Below are 18,844 nucleotides of genomic sequence, written 5' to 3'. Positions count from 1 at the left end.
AAATACTTCTTATCAACGATTTTAAAATACTTTGCTAAACTAAATATCAATTGATAATTATAGATTATAATAGTGTAGAATTAATATTGTCGCAATTTTCTGTCAATTTTTAAGATTTAGTTTATACTATTTCAAAATAAATTGGAGGAGACCATGGGTAGTAAGAGGGTGTATAGTATTTGCGCTATGTGTACTGGAAGGTGCCCCATAGTGGTTGATGTGGAAGACAATGAGGTTGAACATATCTGGGGCAACCCCTATCTTTTGGGTGGATATAACCTTTGTCCACGAGGGGCTGCAGGAAAAACCCTGTTAAATGATTCTGAAAGGCCAAAAACTCCTTTGATTCGCGATGGAGAAAGGGGTTCGGGAAAATGGAGAAGCGTTTCTTGGGACGAGGCATTGGATTATGTTGCAGATAATTTGAAAAAAGTGATCGATAATTATGGAGCAAAGAGCGTAGTTCTTTCCGATAGAGGGGGCGCTATTACTGAGTTTGAGAAGGCATTCATAGCTGCAATTGGATCTCCGAATTATTTCAATCATCACGCAACATGCTCTAACTCTATACACAATGCTCATCTCTCGGTAGCAGGCCTTGCAAGAAATGGTGTGACTTATGATTATAAAAATGCAAAATACTTAGTCAGTTTTGGCAGAAATTTACTGGAGTCTCTTGTCACAGGAGAGGCAAAAAATGTTATAGATATGATAGAAAATGGCGGAAAACTTGTACAGGTCGACGTTAGATGGAACTACACAGCTGCAAAAGCAGATAGATTTTTTATGATAAATCCTGGTACGGATTATGCTTTGGCTTTAGCTTTAATTCATGTAATCATAAGGGATTCTCTTTACGATGTCGATTTTGTACAAAGATGGACTGTAGGTTTTGATGAGCTTTCAAACTTTGTGAAGCCCTATACCCCAGAATTTGCTGAAAAGGAGACAGGGATATCTGCAGCCGATATTGTAAAACTGGCTCACGATGTAGGAAATGCGAAGCCTTCAGTTATATTTCATTTGGGCTGGATGACTGCCTGGTATTCAAATGACTTCTACCTCAGGCGCGCTATCTGTTCTCTTAACGCTTTGCTCGGGACATATGAGGCAAAGGGTGGTTTGATTATAAATAAGGGCCCAGGTTCCTTGGGCAAGCCCTTAAAGTCATTGTTATCTCAAATTCCAAAGTCAAATGAGCCAAGATTTGATGGATGCGGGACAAAGTATCCTCATCTTAGCGGACAATGGGGTCTTGCTCAAGAGTTGGCAAGCGTGCTGCTTACAGACGAGCCATACCCCGTTAGAGCCTATATTGCCTTCAGGCACGATCCTCTTGCATCTCTTCCCGATCCGGACTATATTAGAAGTGCTTATAAAAAATTGGACCTATTAGTTTCGATCGACATAAATTTTAGTGAAACAGGATGGTTTTCCGATGTGATACTCCCAGAAGATACATATCTTGAGAGAACAGATCATGTGATAGCTCGAAACGGCTCTAAGCCAGGCTATATCCTTAGGCAGGCTGCTGTTCAAAGAAGATTTGACACCAGGCCAAGGTCGTGGATATTTAAAGAGCTTGCGAATAGGCTTGGAGTGGGTCAATATTTTCCATATAACAATATTGAAGAGCTTATCGCCTGGCAGCTTGATGGAACTGGTTACAGTTTGGAAGATTTTAATGAAAAGGGCTATATAGATCTGGTAGATAAGCCTATAATGTGGGATAGGGTTGATGGCCTAAAGTTTAAAACCCCTTCTGGTAAGATAGAATTTATCTCCAAAAAGTTAGAGGACGTTGGAGTCCCTTCATTTATTCCTTATGAAAAGCCGATAGAATTAAAACCTGGCAGATTTAGATTAGTCACTAGTAAATGTGCGCTCCATACCCAAGGGAGAACCACTTCAAACAACAAATTGCTGAATGAATACGTTAGTGAAAATCATATATATATACATGAAGATAGGGCAAACGAGCTTGGCATAAAGGAAGGCGATCTGCTTGAAGTAGAAAATGAGGGAGAAAAGCAGCATATTAAATCAAAATTGACAAAATATATACACCCAGACGTAGCTTTTATGCTTCATGGATTTGGGGATGATGTACCTCTCAGAACCAGATCGTATGGCAGGGGCGCGTCTGATATTAGACTCCAAAAAGGGCTTGCTAAGGTCGCAATTGGTGGCAACTGTCCATATACAGAATGTACAGTTTCTATTAAGAAGATTAAATGATTTTGTGAGCAAAAAATATAAGTTTTTTGTTATATAAAAAAATTTTGGAGGAGTAATGTGGGAAAATATTATATATTTCAAGATCAGAAAAGGTGTATAGGATGTTATGCTTGCGAGCTTCATTGCAAGACCAAAAATAACGCTCCAGAAGGCGCCAAGCTTTGCAGGATAGTGCCTACGGGTCCCCAGGTGGTAAAGGGAGTCCCAAGGATGCACTTTGTGTTTATGCCCTGCTTTCACTGTGAAAAGCCATGGTGCGTGTACGCCTGTCCCACTGGGGCGATGATAAAAAGATCAAAAGATGGTATTGTATATGTAAAAGAAGATCTTTGTATTGGATGTAAGAATTGTATTACCGCGTGTCCCTGGGGTGTGCCTCAATGGAATTCAGAAAAGGGTAAGGTGATGAAATGCGATTATTGCATGGACAGAATCGATCAAGGGTTGCAGCCTGCATGTGTTACAGGTTGCACTACCGGTGCATTGAAATTTATTTCTCCGAGCGAGGCTTCTCAAGTTAAGCGAGAAAAGTTTGCAAAGGACATATCTCCTTTGAAAAAATAGTGATAATATATTAAATATTAATATTTTAAAGCTTTTATTACTTAAGGTTATCTGCAGATATTAATTTTAGTAACTGTCAAGGAGGTCGATATGAACGAAAACGGGGTGAAGGACAGAGAAATAGAAATTGCTGATGGAGTTAAAGCTATTCCAGAAGCAAATGTTATTGTATCCCCAATTGACAAGGCTATAAATTGGGTAGTCAACTGGGGAAGGGTATCGTCGCTATGGCCAATGACGTTTGGCCTTGCATGTTGTGCAATTGAGATGATGGCTGTGGGAGCCCCACACAACGATCTTGATAGGTTTGGAATTCTTTTTAGAGCATCTCCTAGGCAGGCCGATCTTATGATTGTTGCTGGAACGGTAACATTGAAAATGGCTCCTGTTTTAAGAAGGGTTTACGATCAGATGCCACAGCCAAGATATGTGATATCAATGGGCAGTTGTGCAAACAGCGGCGGAGTTTTTAACACGTATTCGGTTTTACAGGGCGTAGATCAAATCGTTCCTGTGGACGTCTATCTTCCAGGCTGTCCACCAAGACCAGAGGCACTACTGCATGCTCTTTTGTATCTCCAACAGAAAATAAAAAAGGAAGGTTTGGTATGGGGAGCATGGAGGTAAAGGAAATCAAAGAACAAATCTTAACTACCCAGAACGTTTGCATACTTCCAGAGGTTGAAGAAAATCTGGAAACAAAAGAGATGATCCTTAATATGGGTCCTCAGCACCCTGCAACTCACGGCGTGCTAAGATTGGTACTCAGACTGGACGGCGAAGAAATAGTCGGTATGGAACCTCATATAGGATATCTGCACAGAGGGATTGAAAAGTTAATGGAGAGCAAGACCTATGCTCAGGCTCTTCCTCTTACAGATAGGCTTGACTACATATCTAGCCCTGCAAATAACACTGCTTATGCTATTGCAATCGAGAAATTGTTTGGTATAGAAGCTCCAATAAGAGCGAAATTTATAAGAACCATATTTTGTGAAATGGCAAGAATTTCCAGCCACCTACTTTGGCTTGCTACCCATGCACTCGATATAGGAGCTATGACGATTTTTACCTATTGTTTTAGAGAAAGGGAATGGCTCTTAGATCTATTTGAGATGACTGTTGGAGCAAGGCTTCTAACAAATTTTGCAAGGATTGGCGGAGTTAGGTGTGACATTAGTCCTGAATTCGTTCAGGGTCTAAGAGATTTTACAAAAGAATTTCCTTCAAGGGTACAAGAATACGAAACTCTTCTGACTAAGAATCCAATATGGATGGAAAGAACTATCGATATTGCACAGATTTCAGGTGAAGATGCTCTTAGCTGGGGGCTGACAGGCCCTTGCCTTAGAGGATCAGGGGTTGATTATGATCTCAGAAGAGATTGCCCGTATGACGCATATCCATATGTAAAATTTTATGTACCGCTTGGCGAAAATGGCGATGTTTACGACAGATATCTTTGTAGAATGGAAGAATTAAGGCAGTCCAATGAAATGCTAAAACAGCTCTTAGATCAGCTACCAGAAGGCGAAATAATTTCAGATGACGCGCCGGACTTTGTGATTCCTACCCCTCCCAGACAGGTTGAGGGAGCTGGGAGTGCTGCAAGCGCTTTTATAACGCTCTCGAAAGAGAGAAAGATGATAAATACGGGTGATTTGTACAGCGCAGTAGAGGTGCCTAAGGGAGAGCTTGGCATCTATGTTGTAAGTGACGGCTCTGGAAAGCCATATAGGCTCAGGCTCAGAACGCCCTCATTTGTTCATATTGCTGCAATGCCTGCCCTTTCTGTCGGCCATATGGTGGCAGATATTATTGCTATTATAGGGTCTATTGATATCGTCTTAGGGGAGTCGGATAAATGAAGATACAGAAATTAATTAGAGACGTTTTGTTAATCGAATGGTTTAGGGGGCTTTCTGTTACGTTTAAGACCATGTTAGTAAAGCCTGTTACAAGACTCTATCCGCATGTGAAAAGGCAGCCATTTCCAGGTTTTAGGGGTAGACAGGCTCTAGTAAGAGACCCCGAGAAGCTTAAAGAGAGATGCATTATGTGCCTGAGATGTAAGACAGTATGCCCATCTAATTGCATTAGCATTGAGGTTGGCAAGGATGAGAACAATACAAGGGTATTAAAAGAATATTCTATAGATGCCACCAGATGTATTTACTGTGCTTATTGCGTGGAGGTTTGCCCGGTAAACGCTCTAGTGTTAACTGAGGAATATGAATATCTTGGGGACAAAAGGTCAGATCTGTTTTTTAAAAAAGAAAAATTATTGTCAGATTGGGATGAATTTTTAACTAATTACCCAGGTGATTCTTATTTTAATAAGTTCTGGAGACCGCCTGGAATGCCAGAAAAAATGCTCACACCTCAAAAAAGAAATGAGAAACCAATCGAGATTAAGAAAAAAAATGAGGAGATAGCGTCATGACACCAGGATCGTATGTTCCAACAGGATATTTACCAATTGTATTTATGATGATTGCTGCTTTTCTTTTTGCAATTGGCATTTTAATTTCTGGAAGCTTTCTAAGACCAAAAAGAAGCTATTCTGAATCGATGATTCCTTATGAATCAGGAAACGATCCAGTGGGTGAAACTGGTGAGAGATTTTCTGTGAAATTTTATGTAATCGCTATGCTGTTTGTAGTATTTGACGTGGAGATTGCATTTCTTTATCCTTGGGCGATAAACTTTGACAATATTTCTTCTGTAGCTATGATTAGCGTTTTGATATTCATAGCAATACTTATTGCTGGTTATATTTATGATTGGAAAAAGGGTGCGTTTGATATGTATCACAGGAGGAAGAGGCGATGACTATAGAAGAAATTTTGGATGTAGTAAAAGGGGAATTTAAAGACAGAATATTGTCTGACGAAGTGAAATTCGATCAACTAAATATCAGCGTTCCCAAGGATGACAACACAGAAGTAATTCTCTTTTTGAAAGAGCATGAAGGTTTAAAATTCGATCACCTTGCTGATCTGTGTGGGGTGGACTATTTTAAATCAAGAGATATTAGATATGAAGTAGTTTATAACCTTTACTCAATTAATTTTAAGCACAGAATTAGAGTAAAGATTCAGGTTCCAGAAGATGATATGGAAGTAAATAGCCTAACCTGTATTTTTAAAGGGGCAGATTGGCACGAATGCGAGTGCTTTGATATGTTTGGTATACAATTTAGAGGCCATCCTCACCTCAAACGCGTTTTTATGCCTGAGAACTGGGTTGGTTATCCCTTGAAAAAGGATTATCCACTCAAAGGCATAGGGGTTTGGGAAGACCACGAAAAGCTTCTTAAAAAAGTGGAAAGCCTCTCTAAATTTGAAATCAGGAGAGGAGGTTAGATATGATTTTAAGCATTATTATTTTAATTATTGAAGTTGCAGTAGTATTGGGCGTTTTGCTGCTGCATGTAGCCTATGCAGTTTACTTTGAAAGAAAAATATTAGGTCATATTCAGGCAAGACTAGGTCCTACGGAAGTGGGTCCTCTTGGTTTGTTTCAGCCATTTGCAGACCTGGTAAAGTTATTTTTCAAAGAAGACAATATTCCATTCGGAGCTGACAAATTCTTGTTTACCGCGGCTCCTGTAATAGTGGTAACCTGTGTAATGACATCTTTTTCAGTGCTTCCATTTGCTGCAGGATGGGTTTTGGCAAATATTAACGTAGGCCTGTTGTTTATTCTCGCAATGAGCTCTCTGGGGGTATACGGAATAATTATCGCAGGTTGGTCGTCTAACTCAAAATACGCCTTTTTAGGTGCGCTTAGATCTAGCGCACAAATAATAAGTTATGAAATACCTATGGGCATTGCTCTTCTTGCTGTGTTGATTATGACTGGGTCGCTCAATCTCTCTGATATTGTATACGCACAGGACAAGCTTCCTTGGGGTATGTTTATCTTCCCGCAGATTATTGGCTTCTTTGTTTTTCTCGTTTGCGCCTTAGCTGAGACGAACAGAACTCCTTTCGATCTCCCTGAGGCTGAGACAGAATTGGTTGCTGGATATTTAACAGAATACTCTGGGTTTAGATGGGGTCTTTTTTTCCTTGCAGAATATTCAGCAATGTACGTTATGTCCTCAATGCTCACCATCTGTTTCTTGGGGGGCTGGACTCTACCACCTTTTTTGACAAATCTTTTACCCGTCTTAAACTTAGTGCCGGGCATTATCTGGTTCTTGCTAAAAGTTTATGCAATTATGTTTTTCTATATATGGGTAAGAGGTACCGTTCCAAGATACAGATTCGATCAACTGCTAAAAATTGGCTGGAAACTTCTTTTGCCTCTTAGCCTTACAAACTTGTTTATTATTATGATAATAAAGAAGGTGTTCATGCCATGAGTATACCTATATTATTTTTTTCATATTTTGCCCTAGCCTCTATAGTTCTGTCTCTTATTGTTGTGACTAGAAAGAATTATATTCATGCAGTTTTGTGGACTCTTCTTCTTTTTATTCACATTTCGGGCATATATCTTTTTTTGAACGCTGAGTTTTTTGCTATGATTCAGATGATAGTATATGCCGGAGCGATACTTGTAATGCTGATTTTTGTAATAATGCTCTTAAACGTAAGACATGAGGATCATCTTAGCGATCTTAGCTCTTTATCAATTCCCAAGATATTCTTTGTTTTTTGCGTTTTTGGCATATTGGCTCTAGCTCTTCAAGCATCTTATCTAAATACTATTGGCAAGTTTTCTATAGATGTTGTAAACACCTTTTCAGATGCAAAGCTTTTGGGTCAGGTTTTCTATTCTGAGGCCAACTTGCCGCTTATTATTATGGGCGTAGTGCTGTTTGTTCCAATGATTGCTGCTATTGTATTGGCCGGAAAAAGGAGTGATGAATAAATGGTGCCATTAAACGCATATCTAATACTAGCTGCTATTATTTTCGCTATAGGTTTGATTGGCTTTATGACGAGGAGAAGCATTATTATGATGCTCCTTTGCATAGAACTTATGCTGAACGCCGTAAACATAACCCTGATCTCTTTAAGTCATTACATGCAAGACTTTATGGGCCAGGTTATCGCTCTTTTGATTATCGCTAATGCAGGCGCAGGTATGGCTACAGGTCTAGCCTTACTGATAAATGCATATAGACTGAAGAAGACCGTGAAGATAGATCTTTTTAGGAATTTGAGAGGTTAACTTATGGAATATTTACCTCTGATTATTATATTAACTCCATTACTTGCAATACCTTTTATTTTTTACTGTGGTGAGAAAAATCGAAATCTAAGAGAATTTTGGTCGGTATTAGCTGGTGTAATAATGTTTTTGCTTGTTTTATCTCTTTTACCATCTGTTTTACAGGGGAAAGATTACCATATTACTTTATTCCAACTCCTGCCTGGAATCTCTTTTTCATTCAGGGTTGACGCCTTAGGCTTTCTTTTCGCTGTGGGCGCATCTTTCTTGTGGATCTTGACGACCTTTTACTCTATTGGGTATATGCGAGGTCACAAAGAGCTCAACCAAACAAGGTATTTTTCATTTTTTGCAGTAGCTCTTTCAACCACAATGGGCGTGGCCTTTTCTGCCAACTTGTTTTCAATGTTTCTCTTTTACGAGGCATTGACTCTTGCAACTTATCCCTTAGTCGGTCACGGAACAGACGATGAGTCCAAAAGAGGCTCAAGAAAATATGTTATATATCTTTTGGGAGCAGCTAAGCTTCTTTTGGTTGCGGCGATTGTTATAACCTATAACCTTGCAGGCACTTTAGAGTTTCATTATGGCGGCATCTTCCCTCAGGCAGCTATTGCCCAGAAATTTTTACTCTCAATATTATATCTAATGTTTATATATGGCTTTGCGAAATGCGCTATTATGCCTCTTCACGGTTGGCTGCCTGCTGCTATGGTAGCTCCCACTCCCGTTAGCGCCCTTCTTCACGCTGTGGCAGTCGTAAAGACTGGTGTATTTACAGTGCTAAGAGTTACGCTTTTTATATTCGGCGCACAAACCCTAACCACCCTTTGGGGGAGAGATGTGGCAATTTTTATGGCAGCATTTACTATAACTCTGGCGTCTATCATAGCTCTTACGAGAGACAACCTGAAGGCAAGACTTGCGTATTCGACTATAAGTCAGCTCTCTTATATTCTATTGGGCGCATTTATGCTGACACCAAGCGCTATTATGGGCAGCATATTTCATATCACTACTCACGCTTTTGCTAAGATTACTTTATTCTTCTGCGCTGGTTCTATCATAGTTTGCTCACATAAAACTGAGGTTAGCCAGCTGAGCGGTCTTGCCAAGAGAATGCCTATAACTATGACTGCGTTTTTTATAGGCTCTTTAAGCATGATAGGCATTCCTTCATCTGGCGGCTTTATATCGAAGTGGTTTCTTTTAAACGGTACTATGGAAATGCACTCTACAATTCTCTTGTTCATATTCCTTTTCAGTACGGTATTGAACGCTGGATATTTTCTGCCTGTGGCTTATAAGGCATTCTTTGAAAAGGAGAAGGCGGATGCGCACTCTCATCACTATACGAAAAACATTATAGAAAATCCCTTTATGGCTGTGCCATTACTTATAACGGCTACAATCAGCATTTTGTTAGGTTGGTTCCCTGGCATATTTTTACATCTTGCAAGTATGGTTCTCGCGGGGTTCTAAATGTCCAATAAAGAGTTTGAATTCAAGGAGGGTTTTATGGAACAAAATCATGAAGAACCTTTGATGGAGTTAAAACACGATCCAAAGCCTGGATATCCTCTTGTGTTTGCGATAGCCTTTGTGATAGGTCTTGTTTACCTTGGGTATATCTTGCTAAATGGAAATTATATGATAGTTTCAAACCATTAAGGAAAGGAGGAAAAAAGTTGAATCCATATAAATTTTTTGAAAAACCAAATAGCTTGAAGATAACTCTTATCGTATTGTTCTCATTTCTGGCCATAGTTACCGTGCTGGATCTTGTAATAAAGAGAAGCGCAGAATATGGTTTTGAAAAATTTCCCTCCTTTTTTTCTGTTTATGGGTTTGTCGCGTGTGTGGTTTTGGTTCTTGTAGCAAAATTCGTTCTAAGGCCATTTGTGAAGCGCAAGGAGGACTATTATGACGATTAGCTTCATGCCGCCATTTTTGATATTTCTTATTGGGGCATTTTTTGCGCTTTTTCTGAGAGGAAAGGTGCTAAAGTGGTGGATTATTATTGTCCCGGCATTAGCTCTCGTAAACGCTTTTATATTGCCAAAGGGCTTTGTTTACGATATCCACTTTATAGGGCTTGATCTTGTTCCAATAAGAATTGATCAGCTATCATACGTTTTTGGTTTGATATTTTGTATTATAAGCTTATTAAACTCTATTTATGCTTACGGACTCGATGACTATCGTCATCACGTAGCGGCGCTTTTGACAGAGGCAGCTGCTCTCGGGGTGGTATTTGCGGGAGATTATTTTTCCTTGTTTTTCTTTTGGGAGCTAAAGGCCCTGTCTACATCGTTTTTGGTGGCAATAGGCGGCAGAGAGGGATCTCTAAAGGCCTCATTTAGGTATCTCTTGATGCACGTTACTGGAGGCGTATTTTTGCTCGGCGGGATACTCCTTCATTTCCATCAAACGGGCTCAATAGCTTTTAACTATCTGGGGCTTACAAACTTGGCATCTTTGCTCATACTTATTGGGTTTGGCATAAATGCTGTATTTCCACTTCTTCACACCTGGCTTACTGATGCATATCCACAGGCGAGCTATGCTGGCACGGTAGTGCTTAGTGCTTTCACCACAAAGTCTGCAGTCTACACCCTTGCAAGAGCCTTCCCTGGCACGGAGGCATTGATAGTAGTTGGCGTTATAATGGCTGCTTTCCCAATATTCTTTGCTGTTATTGAAAACGATATGAGAAAGGTCCTTTCCTACTCTCTTATCAACCAGGTTGGGTTTATGGTAACGGGTATAGGGATAGGCACTGAACTTTCTCTAAATGGAACTGTGGCTCATGCGTTTGCCCACATACTGTATAAGGCGCTTCTCTTTATGTCTATGGGAGCAGTCTTTAAACAGACAGGCAAGATAAAAGCTACAGAATTGGGTGGTTTGTTTAGGACTATGCCGTGGACGCTGACTTTTTGTATTGTGGGCGCTGCGTCCATATCTGGTGTCCCATTAACAAGCGGCTTTATAAGTAAGTCTATGATCGTCGCAGCATCTGCGCATCAGGGTCTTACTATTGTATGGTTCATATTACTTTTTGCATCTGCTGGTGTCTTCCACCATTCAGGCATCAAGATTCCATTTTTTGCATTTTTCTCGCACGATTCAGGGCTCAGACCGAAAGAAGCTCCATTTCACATGCTCCTTGCTATGGGCATAGCTGCATTCCTTTGCATAGCAATAGGCGTTTATCCATGGGCTCTCTACTCTATACTGCCATTTCCCGTTCACTATGTTCCCTATGCGCCAGATCACGTTATGGAGATGGTAGAGCTCTTAGGTTTCTCTGCCCTTGCTTTTACCCTGCTGATGCTCTCAGGCATATATCCGCCTGAAATGAGGGCTATAAATCTCGATTTCGATTGGGTTTATAGAAGAAGTCTTCAGTTATTTATGTGTTTTGATAGAAAAGTAATTGTTGTATTTGAAGACAAGATTGTAAATACTGCATACGAATGGCTATTTTTAAATCCTATTATGTTTTTTGCAAGGTTTTTTAAGGGCGTTGATACCTATGTGGTTGATGGGACGGTCAATGGCAGCGCAAAAGCGACATATTCTGTGAGTAAATCCTTGAGAAAGCTTCAGACGGGCAATCTTCAGGATTATATGATCTTATTTGTAATAGGCATACTTATCCTTGCATGCGTAATTATACTGTTGAGAGGGGGGATTTAAATGAACTATCCAATATTATCTCTTACTCTTTTAGTTCCTGTTATCGGCGCTATTCTTATACTTTTTATGAAAAACTCAACGCTCATAAAATCAACTGCGATGGTGGTGGCGCTGATAGACTTTTTCATCTCTCTCCCCCTTTGGTTCTTGTTTGACAAGGGGTCTCATGCTATGCAGTTTGTGGAGATTCATCCATGGATACCTCTTATAAATGCACAATATGCGGTGGGAGTTGATGGCATTTCTGTCCTGTTTGTGCTGCTGTCTACGATCATTACTGTCATAAGCATAAGCGTTTCATGGAAGGCGATAAACAAGAAGGTAAAAGAATTTTTTATAATGATACTACTTATGGAAACTTCTATGATTGGCGTTTTTGTGTCCCTTGATCTTTTACTTTTCTACGCTTTTTGGGAAGCTATGCTTGTTCCTATGTTCCTTCTTATAGGCGTCTGGGGTGGTCCAAATAGGGTGTATGCGTCTATAAAGTTTGTTTTGTTTACATTCGCTGGCTCTGTGTTGATGCTGGTGTCTATATTGGTGCTGTATTTTACAGGAGGTCATACTTTTAATATTCTTGAGCTAACAAAGCTCAATTTGCCAGTGAACATGCAAATATTTTTGTTCATTGCCTTTACCCTTGCTTTTGCGGTAAAGGTGCCAATGTTCCCCCTTCACACCTGGCTTCCTGATGCTCACACTGAGGCTCCCACAGCAGGCAGCGTTATACTTGCTGGGGTCTTGCTGAAGCTGGGCGCTTATGGCTTCTTGAGATTTTCTATGCCATTTTTTCCAGAGGCTACTATGATATTTTTAGGCCTCCTTCAGGTTCTTTCAGTGGTGGCCATTGTATACGGTGCATTTGTAACGTTAAAGCAGACAGACCTTAAAAGGCTTATTGCTTACTCATCGGTATCTCATATGGGGTTCATAACTCTGGGGCTGTTTACCCTTACCCAGATAGGGATGCTTGGCGGAATTTTACAGATGATCAATCACGGGATCGTAACTGGCGCCCTATTTTGTTTGGTTGGCATGATATACGAAAGAACGCATACCAGGCAGATTTCTGATTATGGCGGCCTGAAGCCTACCTTGCCTATATTTATTTTGTTTTATACCTTCTTTACCCTTGCTGCAATAGGACTTCCTGGGACGAACTCCTTTATGGGAGAGTTTCTGATTCTTTGCGGCGCATTCCTGAGATATGTTCCCCTGGGTGCCTTTGCTGTCATAGGCGTTCTTCTGGGCACCACCTATATGATATGGCTTTATTATAGGGTAGCGTATGGAAACTTAAATGAAAAAATTAAAGATTTGATATATGACCTGGGCCCAAGAGAGATAATTACTCTGATACCCCTTCTCTTATTGGTTCTATATATAGGATTTCAACCAGACGTGTTCACTTCCTATATGCAGGCTTCAGTGTCAAATTTGATTGCTACGAAGTTTAGTTCTGCTATGGCGGTTCACACTTTACCCTTAGTGGGGTGGATAAGATGATGACATTTAAGATTATTGCTCCTGAGCTTTTCTTGGTTGCCTGTTCTATATTTATCTTTTTGTCTGCTCTCTTTGTTAAAAACAGGAAGACTTTTTCGATCTTTGCAATATTGGGACTTTTGATAACTGGAGTTTGGAAATATTCACTTTATGGCAGAGGATTTGGTTTATCTTTTTCTGTGGACCCCTTTGACGTTCTGGGTAGCTGGATCATAATACTAATAGCTATTTATGTAATCTTGATTTCAATTGACGATCTTGTAATACCAGATACCAGCTATGGCGAATATTTGACGCTTATATTGACCTCTGTCGTCGGAATGCTATTTATGATTGGTTCAAGGGACTTGATTGTTCTGTATTTGGGCTTGGAAACTCTATCTTTGTCTCTATATATATTGTGTTCTTTCTATAGGAGAGATGAGTTGTCTAGCGAGGCAGGGCTCAAGTATTATTTGATGGGAACAGTGGCAACTGCTATTTTGCTATACGGCATAGCGCTAATATATGGCGCAACTGGCACTACGAATTTTTACGAGATAGCAAAATCTCTATCTACTGCAAAGGTTGTGTCTGACCCGATGTTTATCGCAGGAGTTATAGCTGTGATTGTGACCTTTAGCTTCAAGTCTTCGGTAATCCCATTTCATGCCTGGACTCCCGATACCTATCAAGGGGCTCCTACTCCAATAACGGCATTTCTTGCTACAGCTCCGAAAACAGCTCTCCTATTGGCATTTGGAAGATTTTTTGTTGGCAGCTTGATTCCTATTTGGGTTGAACCAAAAACAGCATTCATAGTCCTTTCAATATTAACTATGGTTGGCGGAAACCTCTTGGCTCTTTCGCAAAATAATATTAAGAGAATGCTCGCTTTCTCATCAGTGTCTCATGTGGGCTATATGCTTCTTGGGATAATTGTAGGGACCCAGGCAGGTTTGAACGCAATTCTAACCTATTTGGTTGCCTATGCGGTAATGAATCTTGGCGCCTTTGGGGTAGTATTTATGTTGAAAAATGGCGACGATATGAATACGTATAATGGTCTTGCAAAAAGATATCCATATCTTGCTGGAATAATGATGATATTTATGTTCTCTCTTGCAGGGATACCTCCTACTGTTGGATTTATTGCAAAATTTCAGCTATTTTTGGCAGCTGTAAATGGAGGGCTTACTTCATTGGTGATTGTTGCAGTTTTGATGAGCATAACCAGTGCTTTTTACTATCTAAGGGTTGTGATGAATATGTATATGAAAGAGCCAACCGTAGAGGCAGAAGTTGTTTCAAGCGATTTTACGAAAGGGTTGGTTCTTAGCCTTTCTATAATAGTAATTGTATTGGGTACTTTGCCCTCAATATTTATTCACTAAAACTTAGTTTTATCTTTTTGGCCGCAAGAGGTTGTAAATTCTTGCGGCTTTTTTTATATCGTTTTGCAATAAATATTTTTACACTCTTTTGATGTGAGAGCTATAAAGTTATCTTCAATCTGAAAATTTACTATATCTTTAAAGGATTGCACCCTTTTTATATTACAACCCCTTTTCAGATCCAATATTGCCAGTTTTTCCTTGCTAATCTGGTCAAGATTTATGTGAACCACTATGGCCTCTTCATTGTCTTGTAACTCAAACAGGCTCTTGGTTTCGTGTACTACATATCTTTCACCTGAATCAAAAATAAACTTCTTAAACTCGTCGAAGATATCAGGATGATTTTTTTCAAGCATTTCTATAAAAGAAATCATCCTTTCCATTTTTCTAAAGGTGCTTTGGCTAAAATCATGTTCTAACAGACAGGCATCTTGTTGGGCTAAGTTCTCTTCAATCCTTAAAATTCTGACCAGAAAATTTACTATCGTATTCTTCCTTTTTGAGAGATTCTGTGCAAGAATTTTACCTTTATTTGTAAGTTCTACGTGACCATACTTTTCCTGGGTTACCAGGTCTTTGTTCTTCAGAGATTCGATGGCTGCAACCACAGAGGGGGTTTTTACCTTTAGCTGCTTTGCAAGGTCTCTCACTCTGGCAATGCCTTTTGATTGATCTATGTCGAATATAGTTCTCAGATAGTTTTCCAGGCTGGGCGATAATTCTGAGTGGCTATCTTTTATACAACCTTCATCTATACAGGGCTTATCCACTTTACTCTCCTGGTTCAAAATGATTTGATTAATCTTTTTATTTATATTATAAACTAAAGTAAATTTCTAAAAGTTAAATCGAAAAGATTATTGTGTTATTCCTGTTTATATTTTATACTTTATAAAGTAGATATGTTAATAAAAAAATATTTATGGAGGAGAAAATGAAGAGATTTCTCAGGCTTTGTGTTTTAGCAATTTTTGTTCTTGGTATACTATCTTTTTTCAAAACACCTAGCTTTGCAGAAGGCGCCTATGTTCAGACAGACAATGGAAAGGTCTATGATTCATCTCCAGAATACAAAGAAACACCAAAATGGTCCGGGAGTGTGGACGCCAATGGTTATGCCACAGGCCAAGGGGTTTTGCAGTGGTATAAGGATTCTAAACCTGTAGAAAGATATGAAGGGACGATGTTGGAAGGCAAGATGTCAGGACAGGGTACCTTCACCTGGCCAGACGGGACGAAATATGTGGGCTCTTTTTCAAACGATTTTAGAAATGGACAGGGCACCCTTACTTGGGCAAATGGCGACAAATATATTGGGAACTTTATAGATGACTCAAGATCGGGACAGGGCACTCTGATATGGTCAGACGGCACGCAATATGTCGGTGGATTCCAAAACGACAAAAGAAATGGACAGGGCACTCTGACCTGGACAAACGGTGACAAGTATGAAGGCAACTTTGTGAACGATGCTGAGTCTGGCAAGGGCACATTTACCTGGCCAAACGGTGACAGCTATGTCGGAGATTTTGCAAATAATGCAGCCAATGGCAAAGGGGTATATACCTGGGCGAATGGAACTTATTACGAAGGCAACTTTGTGAACTGGTACAGAGACGGATATGGCACATACTATGCAAAGGATGGAACTATAATAATGCAGGGCAATTGGTCCAAAGACAAGTTTATTAAGTAAGTAATTTTTTTACATTAACACTTAGCACTAAGACTGTATCATGACTTTTGCAGCAAATAAAATAAAAAAAGCTCCTAAATCCTTAATACAAAGGCATTTAGGGGCTTTTTTATTTTACATAGAGTTGTTGCATATTTTGGGTTTTGCAACTTCCAGAAATAAAACTGTCCGAATTTACAACTGTGGAATTAGCAATTTGCGAGGACGATTTGTGCAGGAAATTTTAATTGTGAGGTTGGAAGCTTACGATTTTAGTCACGAAAGATTCAAGGAGAGTAGGTTTTAGTTGGTTGCTGTAAAACTGTGTGGAAATTTTTTGTAGCATAACATAATTTATACGCAATCGAGTATCAAAAAATCCCGTATTTTTAACAAGTATGGGCTTTTTCATTGTTACTAGCTGTAAAAGATAGGACAAGGGGTGTTCAATAAATTCCTAAAAAATATTTTTGTAGCACAACATAATTTATACACAATCGAATATCAAAAAAACCCGTATTTTCAACAAGTACGGACTTTTTAATTATTACTAACTGTAAAAGATAGATTGATTATTTAAAATGTACAATAATATGTACAAGTCTATTAAAAGAGAGGTGAGTTTATGGAAACAATATTTTATTCTAAAGCCAGATCTAAATTAGCAAAAATAATGGACAAAGTTACAACAGACCATACGCCAATAACTATAGTTCGTAGAAAAAAGGGCAATGTCGTTTTGATATCTGAAGAGAATTTACGCTCATACGAAGAAACCGCTTACTTGTTAAAAAGCATTAATAACGCAACAAGGTTGCATGAGTCTACTCAGGGATTACTGGAAAACAAAGGCGAAAAGCATAACTTGATGGAATAATAAATGGACATTATTTTCTCATCAAATGCATGGGAAGACTATCTTTATTGGCAAAAAAACGACAAACGTATGGTGGAACGTATAAACGAACTCATAAAGGCCATTAAGAGAGACCCCTTTAAAATGTATTAATTGACACTTAATATTAAGACTGTATAATTATTTTTAGAAGAAGATGAGTTCTTAGGTCGAAAATTTGGAGGAATTAAATGGAATTTGCTATTAAGAGATTTAATGTTTTATTGTTCCTGCTTTTGCTTACAGCATTCGGTTTTGCTGGCATAGCAAATGCTGATTCGAGCGGTTTGACCTCTGGCAAGATAGCGCTGAGCACTAAGATGAGCTCAAGTATATTTTTGCAGCCTGTTTCGCCAGACAAAAAGATTGTGTATGTAAGCGCGAGAAACACTTCAAGTGCTACTGGTTTGGATTTTAGGAAAGAGCTAGTTACCGAATTGACGAATGAGGGATACCAGATAACTGACAACCCAGACGATGCCAACTTTATGCTGATGTCGAACGTTCTCTATATTGGCAAAGAAACGAAAGACTACACTGCGACTGGCGCCCTGGCTGGCGGTTTTGGCGGCGCTTTAATAGGATCAGCCTTTAATTCTGGTGGAAGCTATACAGGCACGATAGCTGGCGGCATTATTGGTGCTCTTGCTGGAGCTGCCATTGCCAATGCTAACAATTCTGATAAGTATATGATGGTTGTGGACATACAGCTTGAACAAAGACAGCCTGGTACCCAGACAGAGTCTTCTACCAATGTGACCCAGGGAACTTCTACCACAGAGACATCGAGTAACGCTTCTGTAAAAGATTGGGCTATATATAGAGACAGAGTGGTATCTGAAGCCTCTGGCACCAACCTTAAGTTTGATGATGTAGAACCAGTATTAAGACAGCAGTTGGCTCACGCAATAGCCAACCTGCTCCCATAACACTAAGAAAAATCTTTCAAACCCTCCTGTCACCTGAAGGAGGGTTTTTTTATTATGACAATATCTTTTTTTATGCTAACATATTGATTAAACTTATTAAGTTTAATCATCTTAGGAGGAGGGTAAAGTGGGCAAATTAGTTAGATTTTGTATCTTGTTTTCTATCGTTTTCAGTATCTTATTTATTTTCAGCGTTCCGTCTTTTGCTAAGGGTGTCTATGTGCAGACTAACAACGGAAAGGTCTGGGATGCCTATCCTGAGGAAGGCCAAATTCCAGGCTGGACTGGAGGAGCTGACTCAAACGGCTATGCAAGCGGTCAGGGGGTATTGATCTGGTATGAGGATGGACAACCAGGCGATAAGTATGAAGGCACTATGGTAGATGGGAAGATGTCGGGCAAGGGCACATATACCTGGTCTGAAGGCACAAAGTATGTAGGCGACTTTGTAAACGATATGAAGGTTGGCAAGGGAGTAGTCACCTGGACCAATGGCGACAAGTATGTAGGCGACTTCTCGAATAACTCAGCTACAGGTAAGGGCACCTACACCTGGGCAAATGGAGATAAATATACTGGAGACTTTGTCAACTATTCAGCTACAGGTAAGGGCACGTATATATGGGTTGATGGGGCAAAGTATGTAGGCGACTTTGTGGATTTTTATAGAGACGGATACGGTACCTATTATGACAAAAATGGAAATGTAGTTTATCAAGGGAAGTGGTCAAAAGACCAGTTTATGGGAAATAAATAGATCTTTTATTGCAAATAG

21 protein-coding genes and 1 pseudogene are annotated in these 18,844 nt (G+C 39.6%); 21 read left to right on the top strand and 1 reads right to left on the bottom strand.

Annotated elements, in window-relative coordinates:
* Nucleotides 1-153: 153 nt before the first annotated feature.
* The 16 genes from V4762_RS00300 to V4762_RS00225 all read left to right on the top strand — a co-directional run bounded on the left by V4762_RS00300 (nt 154) and on the right by V4762_RS00225 (nt 14,567).
* Nucleotides 154-2,238 carry a molybdopterin-dependent oxidoreductase gene (locus V4762_RS00300; RefSeq protein ID WP_347313764.1) on the top strand — a complete coding sequence of 695 codons (2,085 nt, stop codon included), beginning with the start codon at nt 154-156 and terminating at the stop codon, nt 2,236-2,238.
* Nucleotides 2,239-2,295: 57 nt separating this feature from the next.
* Complete coding sequence (locus tag V4762_RS00295; protein ID WP_347313763.1) at nt 2,296-2,802, top strand: 4Fe-4S dicluster domain-containing protein; 507 nt, start codon at nt 2,296-2,298, stop codon at nt 2,800-2,802.
* Between the two features lie 90 nt (nt 2,803-2,892).
* Nucleotides 2,893-3,429, top strand: a complete 537-nt coding sequence (locus V4762_RS00290) for an NADH-quinone oxidoreductase subunit B (RefSeq protein WP_347313762.1) — start codon at nt 2,893-2,895, stop codon at nt 3,427-3,429.
* Nucleotides 3,411-4,670 carry an NADH-quinone oxidoreductase subunit D gene (locus V4762_RS00285; RefSeq protein WP_347313761.1) on the top strand — a complete coding sequence of 420 codons (1,260 nt, stop codon included), beginning with the start codon at nt 3,411-3,413 and terminating at the stop codon, nt 4,668-4,670. The genes V4762_RS00290 and V4762_RS00285 overlap by 19 nt, the downstream gene beginning before the upstream one ends.
* Entirely contained in the window at nt 4,667-5,245 is a 579-nt protein-coding gene (locus tag V4762_RS00280) for a NuoI/complex I 23 kDa subunit family protein (protein ID WP_347313760.1), read from the top strand. Before V4762_RS00285 ends, V4762_RS00280 begins: the two co-directional genes overlap by 4 nt.
* A complete protein-coding gene (locus V4762_RS00275; protein WP_347313759.1) occupies nt 5,242-5,634 on the top strand; it encodes an NADH-quinone oxidoreductase subunit A in 393 nt (130 codons plus the stop codon). Before V4762_RS00280 ends, V4762_RS00275 begins: the two co-directional genes overlap by 4 nt.
* A complete protein-coding gene (locus V4762_RS00270) occupies nt 5,631-6,167 on the top strand; it encodes an NADH-quinone oxidoreductase subunit C (protein ID WP_347313758.1) in 537 nt (178 codons plus the stop codon). The genes V4762_RS00275 and V4762_RS00270 overlap by 4 nt, the downstream gene beginning before the upstream one ends.
* Nucleotides 6,168-6,169: 2 nt before the next feature.
* Nucleotides 6,170-7,171 (top strand): NADH-quinone oxidoreductase subunit NuoH, encoded by a 1,002-nt coding sequence (nuoH, locus tag V4762_RS00265; protein WP_347313757.1) that lies wholly within the window; start codon nt 6,170-6,172, stop codon nt 7,169-7,171.
* On the top strand, nt 7,168-7,683 hold the full coding sequence (locus V4762_RS00260; RefSeq protein WP_347313756.1) for an NADH-quinone oxidoreductase subunit J family protein: 516 nt from the start codon (nt 7,168-7,170) through the stop codon (nt 7,681-7,683). The genes nuoH and V4762_RS00260 overlap by 4 nt, the downstream gene beginning before the upstream one ends.
* On the top strand, nt 7,684-7,986 hold the full coding sequence (gene nuoK, locus V4762_RS00255) for an NADH-quinone oxidoreductase subunit NuoK (protein WP_347313755.1): 303 nt from the start codon (nt 7,684-7,686) through the stop codon (nt 7,984-7,986).
* A 3-nt stretch (nt 7,987-7,989) separates the two neighbouring features.
* Nucleotides 7,990-9,468: a monovalent cation/H+ antiporter subunit D family protein gene (locus V4762_RS00250; RefSeq protein WP_347313754.1), complete on the top strand. Its 1,479-nt coding sequence runs from the start codon at nt 7,990-7,992 to the stop codon at nt 9,466-9,468.
* 36 nt (nt 9,469-9,504) lie between these two features.
* On the top strand, nt 9,505-9,657 hold the full coding sequence (locus V4762_RS00245) for a hypothetical protein (RefSeq protein ID WP_347313753.1): 153 nt from the start codon (nt 9,505-9,507) through the stop codon (nt 9,655-9,657).
* A 17-nt stretch (nt 9,658-9,674) separates the two neighbouring features.
* Nucleotides 9,675-9,920: a hypothetical protein gene (locus V4762_RS00240; RefSeq protein WP_347313752.1), complete on the top strand. Its 246-nt coding sequence runs from the start codon at nt 9,675-9,677 to the stop codon at nt 9,918-9,920.
* On the top strand, nt 9,910-11,688 hold the full coding sequence (locus V4762_RS00235) for a Na(+)/H(+) antiporter subunit D (protein WP_347313751.1): 1,779 nt from the start codon (nt 9,910-9,912) through the stop codon (nt 11,686-11,688). The genes V4762_RS00240 and V4762_RS00235 overlap by 11 nt, the downstream gene beginning before the upstream one ends.
* On the top strand, nt 11,689-13,194 hold the full coding sequence (locus V4762_RS00230) for a complex I subunit 4 family protein (protein ID WP_347313750.1): 1,506 nt from the start codon (nt 11,689-11,691) through the stop codon (nt 13,192-13,194).
* Nucleotides 13,191-14,567, top strand: a complete 1,377-nt coding sequence (locus tag V4762_RS00225) for an NADH-quinone oxidoreductase subunit N (RefSeq protein ID WP_347313749.1) — start codon at nt 13,191-13,193, stop codon at nt 14,565-14,567. Before V4762_RS00230 ends, V4762_RS00225 begins: the two co-directional genes overlap by 4 nt.
* Nucleotides 14,568-14,620: 53 nt before the next feature.
* Here V4762_RS00225 and V4762_RS00220 read toward each other — a convergent pair whose 3' ends face one another.
* Nucleotides 14,621-15,340, bottom strand: coding sequence for a metal-dependent transcriptional regulator (locus V4762_RS00220; RefSeq protein WP_347313748.1), 720 nt, complete (start codon nt 15,338-15,340; stop codon nt 14,621-14,623).
* Nucleotides 15,341-15,504: 164 nt separating this feature from the next.
* Between V4762_RS00220 and V4762_RS00215 the strand changes: the two genes are divergently transcribed.
* The 5 genes and pseudogenes from V4762_RS00215 (at nt 15,505) to V4762_RS00195 (ending at nt 18,826) form a co-directional block, all read left to right on the top strand.
* Nucleotides 15,505-16,266 (top strand): MORN repeat-containing protein, encoded by a 762-nt coding sequence (locus V4762_RS00215; protein ID WP_347313747.1) that lies wholly within the window; start codon nt 15,505-15,507, stop codon nt 16,264-16,266.
* Nucleotides 16,267-16,870: 604 nt separating this feature from the next.
* On the top strand, nt 16,871-17,122 hold the full coding sequence (locus V4762_RS00210; protein ID WP_347313746.1) for a type II toxin-antitoxin system Phd/YefM family antitoxin: 252 nt from the start codon (nt 16,871-16,873) through the stop codon (nt 17,120-17,122).
* A gap of 3 nt (nt 17,123-17,125) precedes the next feature.
* Nucleotides 17,126-17,245: pseudogene (locus tag V4762_RS00205) on the top strand (type II toxin-antitoxin system YoeB family toxin); the annotation flags it as partial.
* A gap of 86 nt (nt 17,246-17,331) precedes the next feature.
* The gene (gene traT, locus V4762_RS00200) at nt 17,332-18,069 is read left to right on the top strand and encodes a complement resistance protein TraT (RefSeq protein ID WP_347313745.1); all 738 of its coding nucleotides are present in this window, start codon (nt 17,332-17,334) and stop codon (nt 18,067-18,069) included.
* 127 nt (nt 18,070-18,196) lie between these two features.
* Nucleotides 18,197-18,826, top strand: a complete 630-nt coding sequence (locus V4762_RS00195) for an MORN repeat-containing protein (protein ID WP_347313744.1) — start codon at nt 18,197-18,199, stop codon at nt 18,824-18,826.
* Nucleotides 18,827-18,844: the final 18 nt, after the last annotated feature.

Source organism: Thermodesulfobium sp. 4217-1, from assembly GCF_039822205.1.
Lineage (GTDB): Bacteria > Thermodesulfobiota > Thermodesulfobiia > Thermodesulfobiales > Thermodesulfobiaceae > Thermodesulfobium.
The sequence above is the reverse complement of the archived record's forward strand: the minus strand, read 5'-3'. Positions and strand labels throughout refer to the sequence as shown.

Bases quoted from the DNA above. Each gene is read 5' to 3' on its own strand.
- V4762_RS00215 (WP_347313747.1), top strand. From the start codon at position 15,505: ATGAAGAGATTTCTCAGGCTTTGTGTTTTAGCAATTTTTGTTCTTGGT.
- nuoH (WP_347313757.1), top strand. From the start codon at position 6,170: ATGATTTTAAGCATTATTATTTTAATTATTGAAGTTGCAGTAGTATTG.
- V4762_RS00235 (WP_347313751.1), top strand. From the start codon at position 9,910: ATGACGATTAGCTTCATGCCGCCATTTTTGATATTTCTTATTGGGGCA.
- V4762_RS00290 (WP_347313762.1), top strand. From the start codon at position 2,893: ATGAACGAAAACGGGGTGAAGGACAGAGAAATAGAAATTGCTGATGGA.
- V4762_RS00250 (WP_347313754.1), top strand. From the start codon at position 7,990: ATGGAATATTTACCTCTGATTATTATATTAACTCCATTACTTGCAATA.
- V4762_RS00270 (WP_347313758.1), top strand. From the start codon at position 5,631: ATGACTATAGAAGAAATTTTGGATGTAGTAAAAGGGGAATTTAAAGAC.
- V4762_RS00300 (WP_347313764.1), top strand. From the start codon at position 154: ATGGGTAGTAAGAGGGTGTATAGTATTTGCGCTATGTGTACTGGAAGG.
- V4762_RS00210 (WP_347313746.1), top strand. From the start codon at position 16,871: ATGGAAACAATATTTTATTCTAAAGCCAGATCTAAATTAGCAAAAATA.
- V4762_RS00230 (WP_347313750.1), top strand. From the start codon at position 11,689: ATGAACTATCCAATATTATCTCTTACTCTTTTAGTTCCTGTTATCGGC.
- V4762_RS00245 (WP_347313753.1), top strand. From the start codon at position 9,505: ATGGAACAAAATCATGAAGAACCTTTGATGGAGTTAAAACACGATCCA.
- V4762_RS00225 (WP_347313749.1), top strand. From the start codon at position 13,191: ATGATGACATTTAAGATTATTGCTCCTGAGCTTTTCTTGGTTGCCTGT.
- V4762_RS00280 (WP_347313760.1), top strand. From the start codon at position 4,667: ATGAAGATACAGAAATTAATTAGAGACGTTTTGTTAATCGAATGGTTT.
- V4762_RS00275 (WP_347313759.1), top strand. From the start codon at position 5,242: ATGACACCAGGATCGTATGTTCCAACAGGATATTTACCAATTGTATTT.
- V4762_RS00285 (WP_347313761.1), top strand. From the start codon at position 3,411: ATGGGGAGCATGGAGGTAAAGGAAATCAAAGAACAAATCTTAACTACC.
- V4762_RS00260 (WP_347313756.1), top strand. From the start codon at position 7,168: ATGAGTATACCTATATTATTTTTTTCATATTTTGCCCTAGCCTCTATA.
- nuoK (WP_347313755.1), top strand. From the start codon at position 7,684: ATGGTGCCATTAAACGCATATCTAATACTAGCTGCTATTATTTTCGCT.
- traT (WP_347313745.1), top strand. From the start codon at position 17,332: ATGGAATTTGCTATTAAGAGATTTAATGTTTTATTGTTCCTGCTTTTG.